The 25,782-nt window shown below is 41.1% G+C and carries 23 protein-coding genes, 16 tRNA genes and 2 rRNA genes (1 of these 41 only partly in view); 7 read left to right on the forward strand and 34 right to left on the reverse strand.

Annotated elements, in window-relative coordinates; translation table 11 throughout:
- Positions 1-101: 101 nt before the first annotated feature.
- Together trmL and queG are read right to left on the reverse strand one after the other, a co-directional pair.
- Positions 102-578: a tRNA (uridine(34)/cytosine(34)/5-carboxymethylaminomethyluridine(34)-2'-O)-methyltransferase TrmL gene (gene trmL / locus SporoP32a_RS05580; RefSeq protein WP_085427010.1), complete on the reverse strand. Its 477-nt coding sequence runs from the start codon at positions 576-578 to the stop codon at positions 102-104.
- Positions 579-592: 14 nt separating this feature from the next.
- Entirely contained in the window at positions 593-1,729 is a 1,137-nt protein-coding gene (queG, locus tag SporoP32a_RS05585) for a tRNA epoxyqueuosine(34) reductase QueG (protein WP_085428998.1), read from the reverse strand.
- A gap of 55 nt (positions 1,730-1,784) precedes the next feature.
- Between queG and SporoP32a_RS05590 the strand changes: the two genes are divergently transcribed.
- The 3 genes from SporoP32a_RS05590 (at position 1,785) to SporoP32a_RS05600 (ending at position 3,745) form a co-directional block, all read left to right on the forward strand.
- Positions 1,785-2,492: a B3/B4 domain-containing protein gene (locus SporoP32a_RS05590; protein ID WP_085427011.1), complete on the forward strand. Its 708-nt coding sequence runs from the start codon at positions 1,785-1,787 to the stop codon at positions 2,490-2,492.
- On the forward strand, positions 2,486-3,001 hold the full coding sequence (locus tag SporoP32a_RS05595) for a hypothetical protein (RefSeq protein WP_099693742.1): 516 nt from the start codon (positions 2,486-2,488) through the stop codon (positions 2,999-3,001). The genes SporoP32a_RS05590 and SporoP32a_RS05595 overlap by 7 nt, the downstream gene beginning before the upstream one ends.
- A gap of 363 nt (positions 3,002-3,364) precedes the next feature.
- Entirely contained in the window at positions 3,365-3,745 is a 381-nt protein-coding gene (locus tag SporoP32a_RS05600; protein ID WP_232319597.1) for a hypothetical protein, read from the forward strand.
- A gap of 19 nt (positions 3,746-3,764) precedes the next feature.
- Here the strand turns inward: SporoP32a_RS05600 and SporoP32a_RS05605 are convergent, their stop codons facing one another.
- The 5 genes from SporoP32a_RS05605 to SporoP32a_RS05625 are packed head-to-tail and all read right to left on the reverse strand — an operon-like array spanning position 3,765 to position 8,593.
- The gene (locus tag SporoP32a_RS05605) at positions 3,765-4,277 is read right to left on the reverse strand and encodes a (2Fe-2S)-binding protein (RefSeq protein ID WP_085427014.1); all 513 of its coding nucleotides are present in this window, start codon (positions 4,275-4,277) and stop codon (positions 3,765-3,767) included.
- A complete protein-coding gene (locus SporoP32a_RS05610) occupies positions 4,274-5,110 on the reverse strand; it encodes an FAD binding domain-containing protein (protein WP_085427015.1) in 837 nt (278 codons plus the stop codon). Before SporoP32a_RS05610 ends, SporoP32a_RS05605 begins: the two co-directional genes overlap by 4 nt.
- Positions 5,107-7,452 (reverse strand): xanthine dehydrogenase family protein molybdopterin-binding subunit, encoded by a 2,346-nt coding sequence (locus tag SporoP32a_RS05615; protein ID WP_085427016.1) that lies wholly within the window; start codon positions 7,450-7,452, stop codon positions 5,107-5,109. The genes SporoP32a_RS05610 and SporoP32a_RS05615 overlap by 4 nt, the downstream gene beginning before the upstream one ends.
- A gap of 25 nt (positions 7,453-7,477) precedes the next feature.
- On the reverse strand, positions 7,478-7,669 hold the full coding sequence (locus SporoP32a_RS05620; protein WP_085427017.1) for a capping complex subunit for YIEGIA: 192 nt from the start codon (positions 7,667-7,669) through the stop codon (positions 7,478-7,480).
- A 45-nt stretch (positions 7,670-7,714) separates the two neighbouring features.
- The gene (locus tag SporoP32a_RS05625; RefSeq protein ID WP_085427018.1) at positions 7,715-8,593 is read right to left on the reverse strand and encodes a YIEGIA family protein; all 879 of its coding nucleotides are present in this window, start codon (positions 8,591-8,593) and stop codon (positions 7,715-7,717) included.
- Positions 8,594-8,742: 149 nt separating this feature from the next.
- Between SporoP32a_RS05625 and SporoP32a_RS05630 the strand changes: the two genes are divergently transcribed.
- Together SporoP32a_RS05630 and SporoP32a_RS05635 are read left to right on the forward strand one after the other, a co-directional pair.
- Entirely contained in the window at positions 8,743-9,732 is a 990-nt protein-coding gene (locus SporoP32a_RS05630; protein ID WP_085427019.1) for an XdhC family protein, read from the forward strand.
- Entirely contained in the window at positions 9,729-10,346 is a 618-nt protein-coding gene (locus SporoP32a_RS05635; RefSeq protein ID WP_085427020.1) for a nucleotidyltransferase family protein, read from the forward strand. The genes SporoP32a_RS05630 and SporoP32a_RS05635 overlap by 4 nt, the downstream gene beginning before the upstream one ends.
- Before the next feature lie 641 nt (positions 10,347-10,987).
- Here the strand turns inward: SporoP32a_RS05635 and SporoP32a_RS05640 are convergent.
- The 9 genes from SporoP32a_RS05640 to SporoP32a_RS17305 all read right to left on the reverse strand — a co-directional run bounded on the left by SporoP32a_RS05640 (position 10,988) and on the right by SporoP32a_RS17305 (position 19,965).
- A complete protein-coding gene (locus SporoP32a_RS05640; protein ID WP_085427021.1) occupies positions 10,988-11,185 on the reverse strand; it encodes a hypothetical protein in 198 nt (65 codons plus the stop codon).
- Positions 11,186-11,688: 503 nt separating this feature from the next.
- Complete coding sequence (locus SporoP32a_RS05645; RefSeq protein WP_085427022.1) at positions 11,689-12,021, reverse strand: type II toxin-antitoxin system RelE family toxin; 333 nt, start codon at positions 12,019-12,021, stop codon at positions 11,689-11,691.
- Positions 12,022-12,024: 3 nt separating this feature from the next.
- Positions 12,025-12,384 (reverse strand): type II toxin-antitoxin system Phd/YefM family antitoxin, encoded by a 360-nt coding sequence (locus SporoP32a_RS05650; protein ID WP_085427023.1) that lies wholly within the window; start codon positions 12,382-12,384, stop codon positions 12,025-12,027.
- Between the two features lie 370 nt (positions 12,385-12,754).
- Positions 12,755-13,960 carry a VWA domain-containing protein gene (locus SporoP32a_RS05655; RefSeq protein WP_157129931.1) on the reverse strand — a complete coding sequence of 402 codons (1,206 nt, stop codon included), beginning with the start codon at positions 13,958-13,960 and terminating at the stop codon, positions 12,755-12,757.
- Positions 13,961-14,137: 177 nt separating this feature from the next.
- Complete coding sequence (locus SporoP32a_RS17300; RefSeq protein WP_255396893.1) at positions 14,138-14,263, reverse strand: hypothetical protein; 126 nt, start codon at positions 14,261-14,263, stop codon at positions 14,138-14,140.
- 155 nt (positions 14,264-14,418) lie between these two features.
- A complete protein-coding gene (locus SporoP32a_RS05660; protein ID WP_085427025.1) occupies positions 14,419-15,711 on the reverse strand; it encodes a hypothetical protein in 1,293 nt (430 codons plus the stop codon).
- A gap of 154 nt (positions 15,712-15,865) precedes the next feature.
- On the reverse strand, positions 15,866-17,272 hold the full coding sequence (locus SporoP32a_RS05665; protein WP_085427026.1) for a M20 family metallopeptidase: 1,407 nt from the start codon (positions 17,270-17,272) through the stop codon (positions 15,866-15,868).
- 45 nt (positions 17,273-17,317) lie between these two features.
- A complete protein-coding gene (locus SporoP32a_RS05670) occupies positions 17,318-18,535 on the reverse strand; it encodes an MFS transporter (RefSeq protein ID WP_085427027.1) in 1,218 nt (405 codons plus the stop codon).
- A 1,295-nt stretch (positions 18,536-19,830) separates the two neighbouring features.
- Positions 19,831-19,965, reverse strand: a complete 135-nt coding sequence (locus SporoP32a_RS17305) for a hypothetical protein (RefSeq protein WP_255396894.1) — start codon at positions 19,963-19,965, stop codon at positions 19,831-19,833.
- A gap of 425 nt (positions 19,966-20,390) precedes the next feature.
- Between SporoP32a_RS17305 and SporoP32a_RS17425 the strand changes: the two genes are divergently transcribed.
- Together SporoP32a_RS17425 and SporoP32a_RS17430 are read left to right on the forward strand one after the other, a co-directional pair.
- Entirely contained in the window at positions 20,391-20,711 is a 321-nt protein-coding gene (locus tag SporoP32a_RS17425; protein WP_335696123.1) for a site-specific integrase, read from the forward strand.
- A 31-nt stretch (positions 20,712-20,742) separates the two neighbouring features.
- The gene (locus SporoP32a_RS17430; protein ID WP_335696124.1) at positions 20,743-20,916 is read left to right on the forward strand and encodes a hypothetical protein; all 174 of its coding nucleotides are present in this window, start codon (positions 20,743-20,745) and stop codon (positions 20,914-20,916) included.
- 148 nt (positions 20,917-21,064) lie between these two features.
- On the opposite strand, the gene SporoP32a_RS05690 is transcribed toward SporoP32a_RS17430, so the two are convergent.
- The 18 genes from SporoP32a_RS05690 to SporoP32a_RS05775 form a co-directional block, all read right to left on the reverse strand.
- Positions 21,065-21,145, reverse strand: a tRNA-Leu gene (locus tag SporoP32a_RS05690).
- A gap of 32 nt (positions 21,146-21,177) precedes the next feature.
- A tRNA-Cys gene (locus SporoP32a_RS05695) sits at positions 21,178-21,248 on the reverse strand.
- A 7-nt stretch (positions 21,249-21,255) separates the two neighbouring features.
- Positions 21,256-21,330 (reverse strand) — tRNA-Gly (locus SporoP32a_RS05700).
- Between the two features lie 8 nt (positions 21,331-21,338).
- Positions 21,339-21,410 (reverse strand) — tRNA-Gln (locus tag SporoP32a_RS05705).
- Positions 21,411-21,414: 4 nt separating this feature from the next.
- Positions 21,415-21,490, reverse strand: a tRNA-His gene (locus SporoP32a_RS05710).
- 53 nt (positions 21,491-21,543) lie between these two features.
- Positions 21,544-21,619, reverse strand: a tRNA-His gene (locus SporoP32a_RS05715).
- A 26-nt stretch (positions 21,620-21,645) separates the two neighbouring features.
- Positions 21,646-21,716, reverse strand: a tRNA-Trp gene (locus SporoP32a_RS05720).
- A 3-nt stretch (positions 21,717-21,719) separates the two neighbouring features.
- Positions 21,720-21,804: transfer RNA gene (locus SporoP32a_RS05725), tRNA-Tyr, on the reverse strand.
- Positions 21,805-21,812: 8 nt separating this feature from the next.
- Positions 21,813-21,885 (reverse strand) — tRNA-Thr (locus SporoP32a_RS05730).
- A gap of 7 nt (positions 21,886-21,892) precedes the next feature.
- A tRNA-Phe gene (locus SporoP32a_RS05735) sits at positions 21,893-21,968 on the reverse strand.
- 51 nt (positions 21,969-22,019) lie between these two features.
- Positions 22,020-22,095, reverse strand: a tRNA-Asp gene (locus tag SporoP32a_RS05740).
- A gap of 2 nt (positions 22,096-22,097) precedes the next feature.
- Positions 22,098-22,172, reverse strand: a tRNA-Met gene (locus SporoP32a_RS05745).
- Positions 22,173-22,190: 18 nt separating this feature from the next.
- A tRNA-Val gene (locus SporoP32a_RS05750) sits at positions 22,191-22,266 on the reverse strand.
- A 59-nt stretch (positions 22,267-22,325) separates the two neighbouring features.
- Positions 22,326-22,400, reverse strand: a tRNA-Glu gene (locus tag SporoP32a_RS05755).
- Between the two features lie 20 nt (positions 22,401-22,420).
- Positions 22,421-22,512 (reverse strand) — tRNA-Ser (locus SporoP32a_RS05760).
- Between the two features lie 4 nt (positions 22,513-22,516).
- Positions 22,517-22,591: transfer RNA gene (locus tag SporoP32a_RS05765), tRNA-Asn, on the reverse strand.
- Positions 22,592-22,635: 44 nt separating this feature from the next.
- Positions 22,636-22,751, reverse strand: a 5S ribosomal RNA gene (gene rrf / locus SporoP32a_RS05770).
- A 128-nt stretch (positions 22,752-22,879) separates the two neighbouring features.
- Positions 22,880-25,782 (reverse strand): 23S ribosomal RNA (locus tag SporoP32a_RS05775); it runs 26 nt beyond the window's last position.

Below are 25,782 nucleotides of genomic sequence, written 5' to 3' on the forward strand. Positions count from 1 at the left end.
TTGACTGGCGGATACGATAACAAGCCAGGCGAATCAAAAACGAACCAAATGAAGTAAATAGAAAAGGGATTGGCTATGAGCCAATCCCCTTTTTTTATGCATTATGTTAAATGTGCAAATTTCTGTTGACGAAGTGCTTCATAAATGAGGATCGCAGCCGTATTTGACAAGTTCAATGAACGGATGTGCTCATCGTTCATCGGTATGCGTAAACAACTCTCTTTATATTTCTCCGTAATTTCATTCGGCAAGCCGGTAGTCTCTTTTCCAAACACAAAGAAAATATCCTTATTAGTATCCGAGTAATCAAACGTATCATAGCTCGTCTCTCCGAATTTTGTAATAAAATAAAACTCGCCTTCCGGATACGCGTCTATAAACTCCTGAATTCCTTCATGATACGTAATGTCAACATGTTCCCAGTAATCTAAGCCCGCCCGTTTTAACATTTTATCTTCAGTAGAAAAACCAAGTGGCTTTATTAAATGGAGAGCTGTATCGGTTCCCGCACAAGTACGTGAAATATTCCCTGTATTTGCCGGAATTTGTGGTTCGAATAATGCAACGTGAATCGTCATCTTACTACCTTCTTTCAATTTATGTGGAGCTGTTTCATAGCTTGTGTAATTTCACTTACGACAAACTCATCTTCTTCCGTAACCAAACTTTCAGTCAGCACATCTTGCGCTTCTATCTTTCCAATCTCACCAAGTGCCCAAGCCGCTGTTCCTCTAATCATTGGCCGCGGATCTTCTTTTAACAATCTCGTTAATTCAGGTATCGCTGATTCGTCTTTGAAATGCGCCAAAGCAATCAATGCATTTCGCTGAATTGGATTCTTTCCGCGCCAAGAGCCTGACATATAGCCATACTGCTCTTTGAACTGTCGGTTGGATAAGGTCAATAGTGACAGCAGCAAAGGTTTCACAAGCTCCGGCTCAGGTGTGAATTCCAGCTGGTGTGTGTGATTCATTCCTTTGTTTTTCGGACAAACCGTTTGGCACGTATCACATCCATACAATCGATTTCCGATCTTATGTCGAAACTCTTCAGGTACAGGTTTCTTTGTTTGTGTCAAAAATGCAATGCAACGCTGGGCATCTAATTGTCCTGGTTGTACAAGTGCACCTGTCGGACAGACATCCAAGCATAAATTACAATCTAGACACTGATCTTCCATCGGCTCATCTGGTGCAAACGGCAAATTCGTAATCATCTCACCCAAGTAAACATAAGATCCGAACTCCGGTGTAATGATCGAACAGTTCTTAGCTGACCAACCGATGCCTGCACGTTCTGCTACTGCACGATCTACAAGCTCTCCTGTATCTACCATGGAACGAAGTCGCGCATCTGGTACCTTAGTAAGAATGAATAATTCAAGCTGTGCTAGTTTGTCACGCAACACGGTATGATAATCTTCACCCCAAGAAGCCCTGCAAAACATACCACGACGTTCCCCTTTTTTCCCACGGGGACTATCTGACATTTTTGAGGGGTACGCCACGGCTATAGCAATAATACTCTCTGCTTGATCTAGCAATAATAAAGGCTCTGTTCGTTTCTCTATATCCGGCTCTTCAAAACCGGATTGATAGTTCAATCGTTGCTGTTGTTTCAGACGATCTTTCAATTTCATAAACGGAGCTGCCGTCGTAAAACCAATTTTATCTATTCCAATGGACGCCGCAAACGTTTGTATTTCTTGCTGTAACTGAGCGACATTCACCATTCTCCGCCTCCCTTATGATAAGATGAAGTAAAATTACAAGCAGGTGGTACTGATGCAACTTACTGTTAATTCTTCTATATTCGCGAAAATCCCTGATTTTAAATTAGGCATAATCTATTATAACAAAACAATCGTCTCTGCATCACCTCAGATGCTAAAAGGACGACTACAATTATTTCAAGAACAATTATATTTCGAACTACTTGACAAAGACTTCGCAGATTTCAAAGGTCTAGCAGAATGGCAATCCATCTGGACAACTCTTGGTGCAGACCTTTCGACTAAGCCACCAGCTCTTCAATTACTCTTACAGCAGATCAAAGATCGACACTATACTTCTTCTTTCCATAGTGCAGAAGATCTGAACACGTTCTTTTCCCTGCAATACGAAATCCCAACAGTTATTTACGATGCTGACAAAATAGCGGGAGATATTTTGTTGTCTGTCGGCAGCGCTGAGGACGGCTACGAAGGATTGAATAATCAATTCAATACCTTTGAAAACATCTTACTCCTAAGCGACGGTTACAGTCCATTTGGTAGCCCATATGTCGATTCTATACGAACGGCCGTAACTGAGGAAACTGAAAACATTATACAACTGCTTTTCATTCATCCTTCATTGGAACAAGAAAAGGCTCAACAACTAGTCGAAGCTTGTGGTAAAATGTTCACTAGCATAAACGGTGGTGACTATCATAGTTCTGTAGTGGATAGTCAAAATCCTAACTTTATCCTAACAAAAGAGGTGGAATCATGAATATTACATTAGCCGAAGGCATTAAATTAAAAAGTATTCTATCCAAGCAAATACGTGAACTCGAAACAGAAGCCCAACGAGTGGCTTTCATAACGATTGAAAAAGGTGCACCACGTCCAATAATTAGCCGAACATTACAAGACGTAGAAGCCGAGATGGAACAAGTTAGACTAGATCAACGCAAACTAGATTATCTCATCTATGTAGCAAACAGCACAAATACAGTAGAATTTGAAAACCAACAACTGCCATTAGTTGAAGCCATTGAACTAGCTATCCAATTGCGTGCAAAGTCTTCTTACTATAAACAATTCTCTTTAGCGAGTAAAGAAGAAATACAATATGGTTTTGCCGAATCGACTACGATTTATCGTGTAGCATTGTTTGATCCAGAAGAATATCGATTGAAAGCACAACAAGCTGAAAAAGCAGCGCATCAATTATCGAATCGTATCAACATGAAAAACTATACAATCGTTCTCGACTTCGATGGCGCTAATTACTTTTAACCTCAAAAAGGTGAGACTCCTTTTTGAGGCGTAGAGTGGGGAATATGAACACAAACTTGCTAAACCCATTACTTGTTACCCTTTACACATTGACCAATGACCCATTACCAACCACGTCCATGGCAATGAACCCTTACTGAGTAACACCCTTTCATATTTCTCCTCTATGGCCTGCTGCCTGTCATTTTGACAGACAGCAGGTATTTTTATATTTTGTCATGATAAAAAAGAGGCGGGATCTAGCTAGCCCAGAAATAATCTGGAGAATAGTGATTCAGCATTTCTTGAAGTCTCATCCTTATAAATACTTTAAATTTGGGTAGACTAAAGTGAAATAAATAATTGGGATGAGGAGTCATGACTATGTCAAACAAGCCGCAAGGTCAAAGCTATAAAGAACAACAAATGAAACGGCAGCAACAACAATTGAAGGATAACCAATCGCTAGTAGAACAACAATTCGATACAAAAAAGAAGATGGCGTTGCAAGCGATGCAACAGGCGGTACAATCACTTCAGCAAATGTCCTCTATGTCGGACTTGGCAACGTTACAACAAGCACAACAACAACTCCAACAAGCAGTTCAGCAGCTAAATTATATGCAAGGCATCTCCATTACACAATCTACAACTGCTGAACAACAGCAACTAGAACAAGTACAACAACAAATTGAACAAGCCGCACAAACACTTCAGCTCATTCAATCACTTAACAGCGGAAATCAAAGCTTTAAAAAAGGGTAAAAAACACATCCAGAACTTTCTACTTTGAAAGTCTTGGATGTGTTTTATTTATGGAATGATCATTTGATCCAATCAATGAATTCACTGCATCTTTAATTTCTTGATATCCTGTACATCTGCAAATATTGGATTGTAACCACTTCTCTACGATTTCTTCATTCGCATTTGGATGGTCGGTCAGTAACGCATGACAATTGACGATAAAACCGGGTGTACAAAACCCGCATTGAATTGCCCATTTATCAACAAAAGCTTCTCGAACAGGCGAATCTAATAGTCCTTCAATTGTTGTGATTGGTAAATCAACAACTTCAACTGCCAATGATAGGCATGAATGGCTAGGTTCTCCGTTAATAAGTACCGTGCATGCCCCGCAATCCCCATTTTCACACGACTGTTTGGCGCCTGTTAATCCAAGCTTTTCCCTTAAAGTAGACAGCAAAGTATCCGCGTTTCGAACAGCCACTTCCTGTGTTTCCCCGTTCACATGTAAATGAATAAAAGCTTTAGATGCTGTGTTTTGCTTATTCATTCGCCCATCTCCATTTCTTCTATGACATCTAGCAACACATTTTTTAACACAAATGCCCTATACTCTCTAGAACCTTGGAGATCATCCACGATACTTGAAGGCAGATTGTCCATGACTTTGTCTATTCTATCCATAACAGGGATGGTTAAATCATTTATGATCGTCTCTATTTCACTAGATCTGAAAGGATAATTACACACACCGCTAAAAGCAATACGTAATCGGTTTCCCTTCAAAATTGCTGCTACCGATACGACAGGATAACCTACTTTCGAAAATTTCGTCCTTTTTAGACTTATATACGGTAGATCGATATAGGATGAATCAATAATAATTTGAAGAAGTAATTCCCCTGGAGACAGTTTTATTTTCCTATCAAATAGGGACTGTAAGGAGACAACTCTTTCATCAGTCCCCTTCAAAACTTTTACTTTCGCATCTACTAGCAAAAGTGGTAAAATACTTTCCTTATATATCAATTCACTATTAATATTCCCACCTATTGTAATTTTGTTTCGCGAGGTGTGATCTGCGATTTGTTCCACAGTAGCCCCTAGAAACGGAAATAGGTTGGAATCCGTAATTTTATTTAATGAAACCGCCGCTCCAATTAGTAAATCACCGCCACGCATTTCCAACACATTACATTCAGGAATTCCTTTACTATCAATGATCGCATCTGCATAAATCTTGTTCATACGGGCAAAGGTAATAAATTCAGTGCCACCCGATATGAACAAGGCCTTTTCACCTTGTTCATGAACCTCGTTGTACATATCTATTATTTCCGTAACGGAAGAAGGTTTAAAGTACGTAAAATCAAAAGAAATCATTTAGTTCCCTCCTTCTTCTTTTGCCAAATGGATTCTGGTGTAAGTGGTAATTCATTTAACTCCACATCAGTTGCAATGGAAAGACTGTTTGCCAAACATGCGGGTGCTCCAATAACGCCATATTCACCTATTCCACGGGCACCAAAAGGTCCATCAATTGCTGGGCTTTCGATAAAATCCACATGATATTCTGTCGGTTGTTCACCATAGCGCAACATTGGATAGCCCCGAAGGTCTGAGTTTTGTACAATTCCCTGATCATCAAAGACAAACTTTTCGCTTGTCGCATAACTCAAGCCCATATACATGCCGCCACGCATTTGTTGTGTGGCTGTCATCGGGTTAATAATGGTGCCTCCGTCAAGGACCGTGACGCCTTTTAAAATAGAATACGTAAAATCCCTTGTGTCTAATTCAATTTCTACAGCTTGTACACCAACCGACCACCACGGTCCGGGCTTCCCAAAACCGGTTTGTTGATCCATCGGCGTTAAATGTCGCTGTATATGTTTCCCGATACCGACAATTTGTCCTTCTATTGAATGCCCACTTGGATACGTATAACCCAAGGAAATATCCTTAATATCCACACCAAATGTAGGATCAGGCTTTAAGTACACCCTTCCACCGCCAACTTCTAAGTCATCAGGAGAACATTGCAACACAACGGCAGCTGTTTTCTTTAACTGTGCAATTGCATGATCTGCAGCGTATACGACAGCCCTACCCGCTAAAAAAGTTGAACTGCTCGCAACGGTACGCCATTGGTGAGGGTCGTATTGTGTATTGACTTCCATTGTGACATGAACTTTATTCATGTCCATGCCTAACTTTTCTGCAAGAATTTGTCCGAGTATCGTTTTAGTTCCTTGTCCTAACTCTATCGCTGCACAATTCAAATTCACGCTACCGTCTGCTTCAAAAATAATAATGGCGCCTGCCTGTGCATTTGTAGCCGTCGTGGAAGTTTTCCAAAACGTACTAATCCCTTTCGCGCGCACTTTGTTCTTTCCACTCTTAACTTTTTGTCCTTCATCCCACTTGATTAACTCTTTAGCACGGTTAATGCATTTCTCCAAATCGCCAATATTATTCGCTGTCAAGACGGTTTGAGTCGGAGTTGTATCTCCTGGTTTAATACCATTCATCATACGAAACTGAAGAGGATCCATTTGTAACTTCTCAGCTAGCTGATCCATTGTTCGTTCAACTGCAAATGTTAGCTCGGGATGTCCATATCCCCTAAATGAAGTCGCAAAAGGATGATTTGTATACATACAATATGAGTCACACCATACATTTGGAATGTTATAAGGACCTGTACAATCAAGTGCCGCCGCCCTTGTAATCCCTGCGGCTTGATCAGAATACGCACCTGAATCCAGTAAATACGTATATTTCCCCGCTACCAACTTCCCTTCTTTCGTTACCCCAAGCTGAACGGTTGCGTCGAAGCCAATTCGACAAGGTGCTGTTGTCATATCTTCTTCTCGGTCAAACTCCAATTTCACTAATTTTCCACCAACTGCTTTCGAAGCCAAATAAGCAAGTGGTTCTAACTGAACAGTTCCCTTCCCACCAAACGCACCACCTACCATCGGAATATGAACGAGGATATCTCCAACGTCGACATTAAAAAATTGGTTGAGCACTTTTTTGATTGTAAATGGTGACTGACTACAGGAGTGGACAATGACCTTGCCCGCTGGATTAATTTCAACTCGCGTACTTCTCGTTTCCATCGCGACATGATCTGAAAGATTAAATGAATAAGTCGCTGTGATGGTTTCCTCACAATTTGCCCAAGCTGCATCAAAGTCACCTTTACGAATTTTAATATGACTCCCAATATTTGTAGACGCTTTTGGATAGACATCGCTTATGATTTTCGTGTATTGTTCAGCGTTGTCATGTACAAGTGGCGCATCTTTTAGAAATGCTTGTTGCACGGAGTTCACAATAGGTAAAGGTTCATATACAACTTTCACTTTCTCGGTTGCACGTTTTGCCTGATGTTCATGATCTGCTACGATAATCGCCACAGGTTCACCATAATAACGGACTTTCTCAAATGCCAATGGAGGTCGGTCCGCCAATATAGGTCCTATATGGAACGGAAACATATTGCCAGTAACAATTGCACGCACACCAGGCATTTTCCATGCTTCAGTCGTATCTACGGAAATAATTTTGGCATGGGCTTGTGTGCTTTTCACAAGTTTGGCATGCATAAGTCCAGGAGCTGAGTAATCCCCTATATACCTAACTTTTCCTGTCGATTTTTCCACCGCATCAATCCGTTGTTCTGGTTTCCCAACTGTGGACCATGGTTTATTGGTCATTCACTTAACGCCTCCTGAACTATAGTTATCGAGCTACTATAATGACTGTGTCCTTGTTCACTTCATGTGCTGAAGCATCCATAATTTTCTCAATCGTCATGCTTATTTCTTGTAATTCCATTTCATTTATCACAATGAAAACAGGCGCTCCTCCCCCTTGAATTACTTCGGGCTTCGTTGTAATAACTGCAACAATTTCCGCGTGTTGATTTTCCAATTTACTCAACCTCCAAATACAAAATCCATAAATAACACTATTATTTTATGAGTTGTCCTTATCGGCTTCCTTAGGCATCCGAATTGCACTATCCAGAATCGGAACTTTGTCTAACACTGCTTTAATCTGATTAAATTCCTTTTCTCGTGGCAAGAAAAACAATGCAATTCGACCGTCTGCCATATCTCTTTTCGTAAGTGGAATTAACGCTGGTTCACCTGAGTCAAGATAGCTCCCTAGAATAGTTGCCACATGATGTAGCATCGCCTGTCGTTGTCCTAGGAAAGACAATGTAACAATACTGTTTTGATTTTTCGGTGTAACGATTGCACCCACTGCTTGTTCAGTGATGATTTTTCTCGTATCTTCTAATCCCACATTTTTAATTAATATATCGTCAACGAAAAGCGTTGGCCCTTCAAAGCGGATTGCCGCTTCTTTAACATCTGCGATATCACTCAAAAACTTACCTGACATATTGAACTTCACAACAATCAGCATAATAATTCCACCGATAATACCTATCCAAAATGAAAATACGGCACACAATGTAGTGACAAGTGCCGTGAACATTACTAAATAATTTCTGCTTTCAAACGCCTGAGCCATCCCTTCAACAAAAGGTGCTCCGCGCTTCACAAGTTCGAATTCATCTATTTTCTCAAGTGATTCCCTTTCCATTTTCCTCACTTCCCGGAACTGAGTCGCTGCAAGGCCTAGAAATGTAACCGCAGTCCAATCAGATTCTAGAACAGCAGGAATTGCTACAGCACCGATGAAAGCAGATATAAAACCAAATGAGAGATGAATAATCCTTCCAGTAGGATAGGTTGGATATTGCCGAAAGTCCGTGCGTAACAATAGCATTCGTGCAATAAAGCCAAAAATAATTCCGATGATAACCGGAAGTAAGTAATTATCCACATGTATCCTCCTAGAAATAGTATTGATCTACCGTATTCTAACCAATACAAACACAATTTATAATGTGGGGATGATATTTTAAAAATGAATAATAGGATTACGTAATGGATAAGGTGATTTAAAAAGATGAAGGTGAAAAGTTGAAATCTATGCAGCAAATAATCGAAACGGTCTTGGCTGACACTCAACCCGCTGCACTTGCAATAATAGTTAATGTGGAAGGATCCTCTTATCGAAAGGAAGGTACGTGGATGCTTATTCAAGAGAGCGGTGTACAGATCGGAATGATAAGTGGTGGTTGTTTAGAAAATGATTTACATAGTCATGCGACGCAATTGTTTAGGACAGGCAAAGCAACTACTGTCCAATATGATTTAAGTTCTGAGGACGATCTTGGATGGGGACGTGGTGCAGGATGTAACGGTGTTGTCACTGTATGGATACGCGACATTGATGAGGATTTCCGAGGAGTCCTTGATATCCTACACAAGCAGATGCAAGCCAATGAACCTGCATACTTTCTTCAATCAATGACAGACATTAACCAGTACGGCTGTATAACCTCAGATGGAAAACGATTTGGCAAAATACAATCAAATATTATGCTAAATTTTATTGACGTTATCCCCTACCAAAGAATAGCTAAACAAATGAACTTTGGTGAAGAAATGGTATATTTCCAACTTATTTGGCCACAACCCCATCTTTATATAATTGGAGCGGGCCTCGACGCAAGACCACTTGCTCAGCTTTCAGGGAATATCGGCTATGCCGTTCATCTCTTGGATTGGCGCAGCAATATTTGTAACGAAATGCACTTTCCCACTGCAGCTTCTATTCAAATTGGCGACGTTAAAAAACTGCTATCAAACATAAAATTCAGCTCGTTGGATTCAGTGATCCTTATGACACATGATTTTCAATTAGACTTTGAAATCGGACGGTATTTGCTTGAACGCAAGTTGTTGTATCTTGGCATATTAGGGTCAAAAAAAAGAACGAAACGCCTATTTGATGGAGCACTTCCAAATAGTGTTCATTCACCAGTAGGACTATCGATTGGAGCGGATGGACCTGAAGAAATTGCTGTAAGTATCGTAGCGGAACTCATTGCTGTGAGAAGAGGAAAAATGATATGAAAATCATTGGCATTTATCTAGCTGCCGGAAATAGCACACGGATGGGTACTCATAAATTAGCATTGCCTGTTGGTACTATGTCTCTCGGTAGCTTGGCACTGGAAACTGCATTAAATTCTCCACTGGATGAAATTTTTGTAATTACTAAAGACATAGATGACACAGAATGGATTCCTTCACATATGAAATCCAACGCTAAATGCACAATCATTCAATGTCCTACTTCAAATGAAGGCCAATCTGAATCCTTGCGCTGCGGTATTCAACACGCACAAGAACGACATGCTGATGGCGTACTCGTCATGCTAGCCGACCAACCTTTTATAACGGTTCAAATGCTTTCTGAAATGATTACTTGTATGAGTGAAAAGCCCGACTGCAGATTTGTAGCCACTACATCCAAACAAGTCACTATGCCCCCCGTTCTATTTTCTGCCTACATGTACCCTGAACTTTTAAAGTTACGCGGAGATAAGGGAGCGCGAGCAATTTTAAAAGGTGACTTTCTCCAACAAGGAAAGCTTCTAAATTGTAACGACAAAAGACTAGTTTTCGATGTCGATACAGTTAAGGATTACGAAACACTTAAAGCATTCAATAAAGGAAATGAATAAAGTACTTCTTTACACTTTACTAGCAAACTCGATTAATTAAAATAAGAAAGTTGTTGTAATTCAATCACTGAATATCGAAGGATGTTTAAAGCCATTTTGTAAAGTATAGATATAGAACTTCCTCATACTACTATACAATTCAAATCACATTATATTAATTTGTTACGTTTGATTCTCGTTATACACACCGCTCGTGTGTCAGCATCTACGCATTGGCCTGTATCGTTGTTCCTGGATTATAGTATATCAATCCAGTATATGAGCCCTCTGTGGCTGCTGCACGATCATTCAAACAGGCAACGCGCTCTTACCTTTTTACTGGAATATAAAAAATAACACAGCATATGCTATGTTCTTTTGATGATACCCGAGGCCGGTTTCTTTTATCGCCTATAGATACTTTAGGTACAACACTTCCGGCAATGCTTGTGTATAATTTGTGCATAATCATTTTATTGTGCATTTTAGCCGTTTACTCTTTTGACAGAGTAAACGCTTTTTTATGCTAATATCTTCCTAAAATATTCGGCAATCAGCTGCTAAATAAATATGGTTTCAAATTGCATTCTTTGTTTTGAAGTTTTCCAAAACATATTAAACACATAAATAGCTCCGCTTTTAATGAATAACTTCCACGTTTATTATTTTTCTTCACGAAGCCAATTATTAAGCCAGTTAACTTCTTCTTGTGACAAGGGCTCTTCTTTTTCTTCTCTAGCAAATACATTATTCCAATTCGCTTCTTCCCCTTCTAAATGAGCTTCCCAATTACGCATAACTTTAACCGCTTTTTCTGTTTCTAATCGGGGTCTAGTTTTAAAAGGAATTATAATGACCATATTCCCGACCTCTTTCGATTAAACGTGTTCCCTGTATTATAAGAGTTTATTTTGAAAGTATCAAAAGTCTTGGAAATAAAATAGTTCAATGTCGATATTTCAGTAAATTACCCTTTTTCTAGTCCGGCTAATTAATTCGAATATATTGAAGTGTTTATATACTGATGAATGTAAGGTATAATGAAATCAATGTGCCGCAAACGGGCCATTTTGTAGGAAAGATAGGATTTTATGAACAACTGGATGTACTCGTTATATGCGTTGATTTTGGGTATTGTTGCTTTTTTACAGGTGAGATTGTAACTTTTATAATGCTTGGTTTTATCCTCATCGCTCTTATTAATATCAACACAACCCTAAAAAAGCTCGTTAAGAAAGATGATGAATAGAATGGGTTGAAATCTATAAGGTTGATTAGAAGTTGTACCGCTATCTGGGGCGTTTGTGAAGTAAGCCAAGCTTTATACTTACATAAAAAAGCATCAATGAAATAATAATCGATTTCATTGATGCTTTTTCTTTATATTTCTGAGACGTTTAGCAGCATTTTTATAAACCTCATCATTCCTTCGTTTTCCAATTGAAATAATCTCAGCTATTTCAACTTGACCACCAATAACCCTAAAGACTATTCGAATACCTATTTTTCTGAACTTAATCTTTTTACAGCCAATTAAATTGGAGTCACCTTTTTTTGTTAGTTCTTCACCAAGCTCATCTGCTCGTAATCTAATCTTCGCAAGTGCGATATCAACATATTTTTTCTCAGAACCATCTAATTTTCGATAATCTTCTTTTGCGTCTTCTATAAATACTATCTCGAATTTATTTTCCATACATTACCCAAATAACTCTTCATCTGAAATAGAATTCGGATCAATCTTTTGAAACTCAGTATATCCTTCTTCACCCATTACATCTTTAATAGTGAATCTAAGTTCGGGTTTTAAGTCTGCTTGTTCAATTCGATCAGAAAGATTCAAATCAAAAAACAACTCCCGCAAAGTTTCCAATTCCATATACATTTTTTCGTAATCCTCATAGCTTTGTACAACTGAATCAATGCTGTTATTTTGAGAAATAAATTGTGGACTCGTTTTTGCATTTCTACGTACTTCTGCAAATCTTTTAGCAGCATTTGAAGCAGAAATAACTTGATCAACATTAAATTGTGGTTTCTCCATAACATTCATCCCCATTTTTATCTTCTCCTCCATAGTATGCTTCTGTTACTTAAAATTATACAATATCACGAAGATAATGTACACCTTTATATAGGGGCTAAATATTACGTCATATATTGGGGATGTATAGGGATAGAATGTTATCTGTAATCCCCTATGAAGTTGTTGTAATTCTTAAAGAATGCTGAAAAAAGTTTACAACACAAAAAGGTTATCCCACAGTCGAAACCGACCAATGAGACAACCGCTTAATCAAAACCTATTTGAATCAAATTTTCTCCAACATATTTCACTGTTAAATCCAATGCACGGAATATCTTGTCATAGGATTCAGTAGACAAATCAACTATTACTTGAAGCCCTGTATAACTACTCTTATCTTAGTTTATATTTCAAAAGCAGTAAAACTTCCAGTATCATCAAAATCTTTAACTTGTACTACCTTATCTAAAAACTGCCTGACCATTTTTGCATTGCTTCCTATCGTTAGGGATAGCACATTAAACTCTTTTTTTTTCTTCTTTTTATTGAATACTTCTAAGAATGAATCCTTCACTCGGTCTTCCCCGTCCGTAACAAACACAACATCCGCCTGCTTGAAACGACTTTCGTTTATTACATTCATCGTTCTTTCAAGAGGAAGCGCAAAGTCCGTGCCTCCACCTAAGAAAGTTTGAGCTAAATTGATCATATCTGAAATTTTTATTTTCCCTCTTTCATATTTAAAGATTTTTGTTCGAGTAGAAAACAGGATTAAACAAAAATCCCTTTTCTGTTTTCTTGCAATCGACATGAGCGCTAACGTAAAACCTTTTGATTGGGTATCGAGCTTGTGCATGCTGCCTGATTGATCCAGACAAAGCACAATTGGACCTTTCCCTAGTACCTCATGTCCTTTCAGTTCATATTGCATCGTTTGGCCTTCCACAAAGCGACGTAGGAAGTCGTTCTTCGTTATTGGATGTGTATACAAACCCAATTCCATTGGTAGCATTCTCTCAATATCGTTGCCTAGGGTAACCCCACTTCTTTCCATTGAATCACTATGCTTAGATTTTTGCTTTTTACGGGCTATCTGTTTGAATCGACCCGCCCAATCCGCAATTTCTTTCATCTGTTTATTAGACGCGATCTTTTCAGCTAATGAAATTTGGTCTCGTAAAGGAACTTTTTTCAGTTCTGCGTCACCACTTCCTGCACTCGTGCCTCCAAGTAATGATTTCAAGCTGTCTTTCGTCTGTTTCATTTCCTGTATAGCTGGTGACATCGCTTCTGAAAAGCTATGACTGTTATTCTGTAACGTCTGTTGAAGTTGATCCCCCAAGTCTGACATTGCTTCTATTAAGTCTTCTTGTAACTCCTCACTACCATTTCCAGCCCCATTTTTTTGTTCCTGCTTTTGAAGTTGCCTTTTCATCGCCTGAACCTCTTGCATTTGTTTTTGTAAGCCTTTGTCCCTTTCTTTTTGTTCAATTAACCATTCATTCGTTTTCTCCCCAAATTTCACAGTTCCGATGGCTGAAGATAAGTCATCCAATCGAGTAAAGTTTCGGTAGTTTTCAAACGAATCATCTTTCATGATATTCTCCATAAATAATTTGTTAACTTGCACCGTTAACAAGGTCTGAACGCTTTATGCTTAATGGTATTTTTGTCTAATACAAGCTCCATTCATGAGATAAAGAAAATGGACTGATTGACATGAATTTCTCCTCCTTATAATAGAAATAAGGAGTCCAGGTCATTTTGACCCACCCCCTCTGAATTTTCACATTTGTTCCAACGCAGCAATACGTGATTCAGTGAAAACTTCTGCTTCACGGTCATGGTTCAGAACTTTAAACGCAACAGACCGGCCTGTCATCATCCCTGGCTGGCGTAGGTTGTTTGGCATCTGTAAAATCCAATAGTGTGTATCTTCGGAACTTCCATTAGTTAAGAAGATATTTCAAAGCTATTACAAAGCCAGCTCCGAACTTGGAGTAGGCCGCTACTATAACTTATTCCTAAGAATCTCCTACTGTCAAACGAAGCTAACGTGTTGATAGTTCAATTCAGTTGATATACTTTCACAGGTCTCCCTTTTGCATAATGTGATTCTTCTCCAACATATTCTATTAAACTTACTTTATCCAAATTAGATACAATTCGCTGAGCATTGCGTTCACTCATTTTTAAATGAATGGCTAAATCTTTCGTCGTGAAATTCGTCCAATCCATTTTTCTGATTAAAGATTCAATTCGCTTATACGTTTTGATGCTAACTTTACCTTCTTTTAATTTCGCCAAAAATTCTTTATCATCTGTCCGGTAGTCATAGGCTAGTTCCTCTTCCGCACCAACTGCATCAATCATCGCTCCATCTTCTTGAATAATGACGATATCCTGCTTCTCTTTTCTCTTGGATTCCCGAATCGCACGATAGGCATTCGTCTCTGCCGTGAAGACCGTCTGTCCGAAACCAATCCCGACCGCAATGCCAGAACCTGCTTCAACTGAAAGGTAATTCACTTTTTCTTTCAACGTACCGATTTCTCTTTCGACTGCTCCCCTTGTGCTAAAAATTGCATAGCGCCCATTACCTTGTTCAAAAAGCGAACCATCCAATCTTTCACAAAGCTGGATAAGTGTCTTCTTCAAATGCAATTCCAAATAATCCAATTGATAGGATTCTCTCATTTTCTCTTTAATCGTGTCGTAATCTAAAATCTCAATCATTTCTACACTGATTTGTGTATCCTTATAATATGAGGTTTTAATTTTCTCGAAAAACATCCGAATGGTATGGAAAACTTCATTTCGTGTTGGAGATAACCAAAATGCTGGAATACCCGCTTCTTGTAAATCTTCATAAACGGTTGGATAACAAGTTAAAACCGCTTCTATTTTATTTTGTTCCCATAACTCATAATGAAATTTAAATAATTCTGCCGTTTCAACCTCGACATCGAATCTTTTAATATATACTTTCTCCATCGTTCCTTCTAACTGGGACAACTCATAAGGGCAATATGACGCAATCATATCTATGCTAATCCGTTCCGGCAGTTTTCTACTTTCATTTGAAAGAGTCACAATTCCTTTATAAATATCTAATTCACCAGAATCTATATAGAGAAAGGTTTCATTTTTTCCCACAGTATTCACCGCAATCTTATACGGGATATAGCCTGAAAAAAGCCAATAATCTACTGGTGACTCAGGGTTCGACACAAAATCTTTCACTTCGCTTGTTTTTTTATAAATATAAGGGACGAATTCCAACTCTTGTTCAATTTCTCTTGCCAATGTAAGAATCCTGTTCACGGATTGACTAGGACCGACAACCCCAACTTTGTACATGACGAATACCTACTTTCTGAACGCGTATGTTACTTAATTTTACTGTTAAATCCCATTGAAATCCAGTGAATTTCCAACTTATCACCTTTCACACAAGTAATAGAATTCCAAAAGAGGCTGAATCAATTCAGCCTCCAAATAAAATATGAAGTTTTCATTTCACCGAGTCGGGGATTAATGAGGTGTATGTCTTACCATCCAAACGTTCCTGCAACTCAGCTTTGGCTTGTTCAATAATTTCCGGGTTTTCCATCGCTTGGATGGCTGTCGCCGCAATCACTTTCCCTGCCTGTAGCATCCCTTTATGCGCAATCGGTGTAACTCCCTGCGAAACGACTTGCCATGTATGAAGTGGGGTGCCGAGTGCAAAACAAGTTGTCAGACATTGCATCGTCGGAACAATCCAACTAACATCCCCTACATCTGTAGAGCCTGATAATACAGCATCCGAGGGATTATGTGAGGGAACAAAGTCTGCAATGTCCAGTTCTTTCAACTTTTTCACTGTTTCCCTGTCGCGTCCCACGTACGCATTGTTTAAATCATCCTGTGAAAGCGTACTTCGAATCTCTTTGGCGAATTTTTGATCCGCTTCATCATAAGTAGGAATCTCGACTTTCGTTAAATTCTCGTACATCACATCCGCAAGCACAGTATTTGGGATTAAGTTAGAAGCAGTCCCTTCGAATTCCACTTCAAACGTCGTGCCTGTCATTAAGGCCGCTCCGCGTGCAATGTCATAGACTCTTTCGTAAAGCGATTGAACTTCATCCTTCTCCAGAGCTCGTATCAAATAGACGACTTCGGCATTCGCTTGGACCACATTCGGTGAGATGCCGCCTGTATCTGTAACTGCGTAATGGATACGGGCATCCTGAACCATATGCTCTCTCAAATAATTCACACCGACATTCATCAATTCCACCGCATCCAGTGCACTCCTACCTAAATGAGGCGCCGCCGCTGCGTGGGCACTTTTCCCTTTAAACTTAAAACGAGCAGAGTAATTAGCGAGCGTCTTCACGTCCATAAGACCGGGAACATCCCAAGGGTGCCATGAAAACGCAGCATCCACATCGTCAAAAAGACCAGCACGAGCCATGAATGCTTTACCAGAACCGGCTTCTTCAGCGGGACAGCCATAGAAGCGGACTGTTCCTTTTAACTGATTTAACTCCATATACTCTTTAATTGCAACAGCCGCGGCAAATGCACCTGTTCCCAGCAAATTATGACCACAGCCATGGCCATTTCCACCATTGACAACTGGATCGTGATGGGTAAGTCCTTTTTTCTGACTAAGCCCCGCCAATGCATCATATTCACCCAAAATCGCGACAACAGGCTTCCCGCTTCCGTAATTTCCAATAAAAGCGGTTTCCAGTCCTGCTACGCCACGCTCGACCTTAAAACCTTCCTCTTCCAAAGCCCCTATTAAATAAGCAGAAGATTGATGTTCCTCGAAACACAATTCCGGTACTTCCCAGATTTTATCGCTTAGTGCAATGAACTTTTCTCTTTTTTGCTCGATTAGCCTTGAAACCGTTTTCAGTAAATCCATCACTTATCTCTCCTCTATATAAATTGCCGTTACATAGCATCACTTTCATTGCTCAGCTTGAAGCAACTCGCCTTTTCGGTAATTCAACGTCAATAATGAAACCGTACAAATGACAGCAAAAATAATTAACATCCAAAAAGCAGCATTATACGATCCATTAAACATCTGTACAATAAACCCGATGGCAAGTGGCGTAATAAAGCCTGCTAACTGGCCACCCGTGTTCGCGATTCCCATACTTGTACCTACTACAGTAGATGGAAACCTTTTCAAAATAATAGATGGTAATAAAAGTATTATAAATGAAATGAACATAATCACTATTGTTTGGTAAGTGATGAACATCGTTACGTTCGGCGCATTAAACATGAGATATAAAATAATCCCAATGAGGACACATGCAATTGCTCCCATCACTTTCTCTCGTTCTTCCGGAAGCCTATCAATCACATATCCAGATAAGAAAATCGCTAAGACCATTGCTAAACCTGGAATTGTTTGCACCCATCCAAGTGAAATTAAATCAAGTCCACGTACATTGACGAGATAAGTCGGCAACCAAGTCGCTAAACCCCAGTTAATCGCGTAAATACTATAATAGGCGATAAATAGATTCAACATCAACGGAGTTTTTATCAATTGCTTGAAAACGCCCTCCTGATTCTCGCCAACCGGTTTGAATTCTTCCTCTTTAAAGCCCTCGGGCAGCCTGATGAAAGCCCAGTAAAGAACAGTAATAATAAGCCCGATACCGCCCAGTACTAGAAAAGACACTCGCCAACCAATTGTTGTCAGCAAATAAACTGAAAGTACCGGTACAATCAGCGACACAATACCGCCAGTTGAAAGCATAATAGACATGGCCCAAGCTCTTTTTGAACTTGGAAACGTTTGCGAAATCAGTTTTGAACTTGAAGGTTGAAATCCACCTTCTCCAATCCCGAATAAGAAACGGATTATAATCATCGAAGTCAGTGACCATACTGCCCCCGTCGCCGCTGTAAAGATCGACCACATCAGGACGGATACAATTAAGACTCTCCTAGAACCGAATTTATCTGCCAACCAACCACCTGGTATTTGCATAAGCGCATATCCCGCAAAAAAACTACTAAGGATAAGTCCAGTACTTGTAGGACTCAATTGTAAATCTTCAGTGATGGACAATATTGCATAGTTTATAAAATAACGATCGAAGTTACCAATGGCCCAACCTATAAATAGTAATAACAAAATCAAGTTTCTTTGTTTCTTAGAAACCATATGTAACCCTCCTTTTCGGAAAAATTTTCCCCCATTTTCTATTTAACGTAGACTTAACGAAATTGTCGCTATATTAAATACTATAAACAGGAATTGAAATTAATGCAATATTTATTTTTACGAAAACGAAGTGAACAATACATGGATACCCGTTGTTACTGTAGATACTCTAGAAATTTCATTGACCAACTGATAAATAGACAAAAATTTACGTGAGTCGATTTCATAATTACTTAAACCCGACGCAGAAAAGAGATTGAATTATGAAATTTACTAACATAGCAAAACTAATAATCTATTTCCCACATATAAGCTTGGTCACCCATTGTATGAATAAATCGTTAAGATTCGTTTATCAGAAAAACCCATTGGGTTAGGAGGTATTCAATTCCCTAACCAATATTTCAATAGTACTCATCCACAAAATCTTGAGCATCCTGCGCGGAAATGCCACCAAAACAGATCTTGTTTCGACATGACGTAAGAATCGCTTGTTTCATCGCCTTTGGACCAAGACTTCCCGACTCGATTTCAAGTTGGCCAAGAGATTGTGTCGCAAAAATACCCGCTACCCGGTATTTAGCAGCGAGTGATAAGAAAATCTCTACATACGTATAGCTGTAAACTCATGAAAGACCTATACAAACGTTTAGATTGGTCACTTAGCTTTTTCCCTACTTCTTACTTGCATTAACATCTGGAATGCGTTTTGGGGATCGTGTAGGCCTAACCAGAGATGATTTCGATTTCAAGAACAATTTGTTACATATAAAAAGGACTTGGGATTATAAAGAAGGATTTGGATTTTCAACCACAAAAAAACAATTCTTCGGAGTGCGTAATCTTAATAGACCAAGATACCATGAATGTCTTTCAGGATTTATTTGATGAAACTTCGCCTAATTTACATGACTTGTTTTTCTGCAGTCCATATAATAAATCAAACGTGCTAACAAATGCAACAGTAAATAAAAGTTTAAAAATAATGATGGATGAATTGGAGATAAGATATATTACTGTTCACGGATTAAGACACACGCATGCTAGTATTCTGTTCTATACTTCTCCATATATTTACCGATCTCTTTTTTATGAAACGCCCACTTGCTCCCTAGACATATCTTCGGAAATTCTTCATCATATAAAAGATGGGTTACAATCGTATTCCACGACATGTTTAAATATGTAGCTAGTTGAATTCATGAAAAATACCTCTGATTCAAGTTCTTGTAAATGCTCATCTATTTTCTGAAGATAAAGCTCTTTCATCTTTTCTAGCTCAACTTCTATGGTAATCATTTTTCTTCGCCCAGCCATTCATTCAGCCACTCGATTTCCTCCTGTGACAATCCCTGTTCTTCCGTTTCTCTTTCTATTACATGGTGGCAATTTGCTTCTTCCCATTCTAGGTGGGTTTCCCACTCACGCATAACTTTAACTTCCTTTTCTGTTTATAGTTGCCGCCTATTTTTGAATGGTATTATTTTCGCCATTTTGCCACCTCTTCCGACTTGTTCTGTTCCTTCCATAATAATGGTTTCAATCGAAAGAATCAAAAAAGCCCAAACTATTTTAGTCTGGACAATCTCGATATCACATATTTTTTTAACTTCATATATTTCTATTCCTTCATGAAAACCATTCTTTCTGTACTAAACTGCCCAGTTAATACAATCAATCTAACATAACTATCCTAATACCACGCGCTATGTTAGATTCATATTTCAAATAAAAATAGTAATCAAAATAAAGGATCCTAACCCTTTGATAAAGCAAGGCGCTTTTTAAAGAAGTTGTCAATCGTTTAGATAAGGGTTTAGGATATTATGTTTTACTACTTGCGCTATCAACAGGTATGCGTTTCGGTGAAATGGTGGGACTGACCAGGAAGGACTTCAATTTCGAAGAGAGTACAATTAACATTGAAAAAACTTGGGGCTACGCAAAGAACTCCCCTGAAGGGTTTGGGCCAACAAAAAATGATGAGTCTATACGTGTTATTAAAGTTAACAAATTTACAATGGATACTTTTGAACAACTATTTATCAATGCCCCCACAAATACCTTTGACCTTGTTTTCTATAGCCCAGCCTCAAAATATAAAGTGATCAGTAATGCCAATGTGAATAAATTATTAAACAAAGTGCTAGAAGAATTACAAATTAAAAAAACTTAATTTACACGGCTTACGTCACACACATGCAAGTGTGCTTCTGTATGGTGGTGAATCCAACCAAAAGGTGTCTATGAACTATGTAAGCGAACGACTTGGACATAAAGATGTAGAGACAACTTGGAAGACCTATTCACACATCTTAGATGAGATGAGAGAAAAAGATGAAGAAGAGACAATTTCGATCTTTGAAAACATGTTTGTGTAATCCTTGTGTAAAATTTGTGTAAAAAGTTTTCAAAACCTATCGTTTTCTATCGTATTCTGCTAAAAGAAAAAGCATCTACAAACGCTGTGTTATCAACGTTTGTAGATGCTTTAGGCCTATCTCAACTTGACTAGAAAAGACCAGGATATACCCGAGGCCGGACTTGAACCGGCACGCCTCGCGGCATCGCATTTTGAGTGCGACGTGTCTGCCATTCCACCACTCGGGCACGTGTAAAGTAATTAATTATATGAAATTAAAAGGCGGCAACCGGAATCGAACCGGTGGTAAGGGTGTTGCAGACCCGTGCCTTACCGCTTGGCTATGCCGCCAACATAGTGGAGCGGAAGACGGGATTCGAACCCGCGACCCCGACCTTGGCAAGGTCGTATTCTACCACTGAACTACTTCCGCAAAACTGACTGGGGTAGCTGGATTCGAACCAACGAGTGACGGAGTCAAAGTCCGTTGCCTTACCGCTTGGCTATACCCCACTAATGGGGCGGACGAGGGGAATTGAACCCCCGAATGTCGGAATCACAATCCGATGCGTTAACCACTTCGCCACGACCGCCATGTTATGATCACTTACAGTATAGTAATAGGTGTTAATTATTTTAAAAGTAATGGGGCGGACGAGGGGTATCGAACCCCCGAATGTCGGAATCACAATCCGATGCGTTAACCACTTCGCCACGACCGCCAGAATAATTATTATTTTAAAAAATACAGGGGCAGTAGGAATCGAACCCACATCAAAGGTTTTGGAGACCTCTATTCTACCGTTGAACTATGCCCCTAAATGGTGGTGGGGGACGGATTCGAACCGCCGAACCCGGAGGGAGCGGATTTACAGTCCGCCGCGTTTAGCCACTTCGCTACCCCACCAGTAAGGATGCCGGCGAAAGGACTTGAACCCTCAACCTACTGATTACAAGTCAGTTGCTCTACCAATTGAGCTACACCGGCATATAAATGGTGGCTCAGGACGGAATCGAACCGCCGACACAAGGATTTTCAGTCCTTTGCTCTACCGACTGAGCTACTGAGCCACTATTGTTAGTTTTTTTAGAAAGACGCTAATTAGAAGCGTATGTAAAAAATGGCGGTCCCGACCGGGATCGAACCGGCGATCTCCTGCGTGACAGGCAGGCATGTTAACCGCTACACCACGGGACCATTGGTTGCGGGGACAGGATTTGAACCTGTGACCTTTGGGTTATGAGCCCAACGAGCTACCACTGCTCCACCCCGCGATAATACTATAAAGAAAATGGTGGAGGATGACGGGCTCGAACCGCCGACCCCCTGCTTGTAAGGCAGGTGCTCTCCCAGCTGAGCTAATCCTCCTGGGTTAAATTACTTTCAGCTTCGCATAACTGCGTCAGCTGTATTTAGAACTTTTAAAATGGTGACCCCTACGGGATTCGAACCCGTGATACCGCCGTGAAAGGGCGGTGTCTTAACCGCTTGACCAAGGGGCCATAAATTGAGAATGCATATCTGGCGGAGAGCAAGGGATTCGAACCCTTGAGGCAGCGCAAACCGCCTACACGATTTCCAATCGTGCTCCTTCGGCCACTCGGACAGCTCTCCATAATGGCTCCGCAGGTAAGACTCGAACTTACGACCGATCGGTTAACAGCCGATTGCTCTACCACTGAGCTACTGCGGAATAATATAATGTGGTTATAATAAAATTGTGAAACTTATCTAACAGACCAGCGACGTCCTACTCTCACAGGGGGAAACCCCCAACTACCATCGGCGCTAAAGAGCTTAACTTCCGTGTTCGGTATGGGAACGGGTGTGACCTCTTTGCCATCGTCACTGAACTGTTTTTCAAAGCCATGATTATTATATCAAACTGAGTGAGAAAGTCAAATGCTTTTTAAAAGTATTTTTTGTTCACTCAAAACTGAATAAAAGACATTGTCGTAGTTCAAGTAACTACTTTTTAAAATAGGTTAAGTCCTCGATCGATTAGTATCTGTCAGCTACATACGTCGCCGTACTTACACCCCAGACCTATCCACCTCATCATCTTTGAGGGATCTTACTTACTTGCGTAATGGGAAATCTCATCTTGAAGGGGGCTTCATGCTTAGATGCTTTCAGCATTTATCCCGTCCATACATAGCTACCCAGCGATGCCTTTGGCAAGACAACTGGTACACCAGCGGTATGTCCATCCCGGTCCTCTCGTACTAAGGACAGCTCTCCTCAAATTTCCTGCGCCCGCGACGGATAGGGACCGAACTGTCTCACGACGTTCTGAACCCAGCTCGCGTGCCGCTTTAATGGGCGAACAGCCCAACCCTTGGGACCGACTACAGCCCCAGGATGCGACGAGCCGACATCGAGGTGCCAAACCTCCCCGTCGATGTGGACTCTTGGGGGAGATAAGCCTGTTATCCCCGGGGTAGCTTTTATCCGTTGAGCGATGGCCCTTCCATGCGGAACCACCGGATCACTAAGTCCGTCTTTCGACCCTGCTCGACTTGTAGGTCTCGCAGTCAAGCTCCCTTATGCCTTTGCACTCTACGAATGATGTCCAACCATTCTGAGGGAACCTTTGAGCGCCTCCGTTACTCTTTAGGAGGCGACCGCCCCAGTCAAACTGCCCACCTGACACTGTCTCCTGCCCGGATCACGGGCAAGGGTTAGAAGTCCAATACAGCCAGGGTAGTATCCCACCAATGCCTCCTCCGAAGCTAGCGCTCCGGAATCCTAGGCTCCTACCTATCCTGTACAGGCTGCACCGGAATTCAATATCAGGCTACAGTAAAGCTCCACGGGGTCTTTCCGTCCTGTCGCGGGTAATGCGCATCTTCACGCATATTATAATTTCACCGAGTCTCTCGTTGAGACAGTGCCCAGATCGTTACGCCTTTCGTGCGGGTCGGAACTTACCCGACAAGGAATTTCGCTACCTTAGGACCGTTATAGTTACGGCCGCCGTTTACTGGGGCTTCAATTCAGAGCTTCGCTTGCGCTAACCCCTCCTCTTAACCTTCCAGCACCGGGCAGGCGTCAGCCCCTATACGTCATCTTACGATTTTGCAGAGACCTGTGTTTTTGCTAAACAGTCGCCTGGGCCTATTCACTGCGGCTCTCTCGGGCTATTCACCCTACCAGAGCACCCCTTCTCCCGAAGTTACGGGGTCATTTTGCCGAGTTCCTTAACGAGAGTTCTCTCGATCACCTTAGGATTCTCTCCTCGCCTACCTGTGTCGGTTTGCGGTACAGGCACCTCCCGCCTCGCTAGAGGCTTTTCTTGGCAGTGTGAAATCAGGGACTCTGGAGATAAATCTCCTCGCCATCACAGCCTAGTGTTATATGAGAACGGGATTTGCCTCGTTCTCCACCTCACTGCTTAGACACACAACCAACTGTGTGCTCACCCTATCCTACTGCGTCCCCCCATTACTCAAACGGCGGGGAGGTGGTACAGGAATATCAACCTGTTGTCCATCGTCTACGCCTATCGGCCTCGACTTAGGTCCTGACTAACCCTGAGCGGACGAGCCTTCCTCAGGAAACCTTGGGCATTCGGTGGAAGGGATTCTCACCCTTCTTTCGCTACTCATACCGGCATTCTCACTTCCAAGCGCTCCACCAGTCCTTCCGGTCTAGCTTCAACGCCCTTGGAACGCTCTCCTACCATTGACCCTAAGGTCAATCCACAGCTTCGGTGATCTGTTTAGCCCCGGTACATTTTCGGCGCAGCGCCACTCGACCAGTGAGCTATTACGCACTCTTTAAATGATGGCTGCTTCTAAGCCAACATCCTGGTTGTCTGGGCAACGCCACATCCTTTTCCACTTAACAGATACTTGGGGACCTTAGCTGGTGGTCTGGGCTGTTTCCCTCTCGACAATGGATCTTATCACCCACTGTCTGACTCCCAAACATAAATCATCGGCATTCGGAGTTTGTCTGAATTCGGTAACCCGGGATGGGCCCCTCGTCCAAACAGTGCTCTACCTCCGAGATTCTTTCGTTTGAGGCTAGCCCTAAAGCTATTTCGGAGAGAACCAGCTATCTCCAGGTTCGATTGGAATTTCACCGCTACCCACACCTCATCCCCGCATTTTTCAACATACGTGGGTTCGGGCCTCCAGTCAGTGTTACCTGACCTTCACCCTGGACATGGGTAGATCACCTGGTTTCGGGTCTACGACCCCATACTTATTCGCCCTATTCAGACTCGCTTTCGCTGCGGCTCCGCCTTCTCAGCTTAACCTTGCATGGAATCGTAACTCGCCGGTTCATTCTACAAAAGGCACGCCATCACCCATTAACGGGCTCTGACAATTTGTAAGCGCACGGTTTCAGGATCTATTTCACTCCCCTTCCGGGGTGCTTTTCACCTTTCCCTCACGGTACTGGTTCACTATCGGTCACTAGGGAGTATTTAGCCTTGGGAGATGGTCCTCCCGGATTCCGACGGAATTTCACGTGTTCCGCCGTACTCAGGATCCACTCTGGAGAGAATATGCTTTCGACTACGGGGCTTTTACCCTGTTTTGCGGACCTTTCCAGGTCGCTTCATCTAACACATTCCTTTGTAACTCCGTATAGAGTGTCCTACAACCCCAAGAAGCAAGCTTCTTGGTTTGGGCTCTTCCCGTTTCGCTCGCCGCTACTAAGGGAATCGATGTTTCTTTCTCTTCCTCCGGGTACTTAGATGTTTCAGTTCTCCGGGTGTGCCACGAGTATGCTATGTATTCACATACACGTACTGTCCCATTACGGACAGTGGGTTTCCCCATTCGGAAATCTTCGGATCAAAGCTCACTTACAGCTCCCCGAAGCATATCGGTGTTAGTGCCGTCCTTCATCGGCTCCTAGTGCCAAGGCATC

Source organism: Sporosarcina ureae (assembly GCF_002109325.1).
GTDB classification, from domain to species: domain Bacteria; phylum Bacillota; class Bacilli; order Bacillales_A; family Planococcaceae; genus Sporosarcina; species Sporosarcina ureae_C.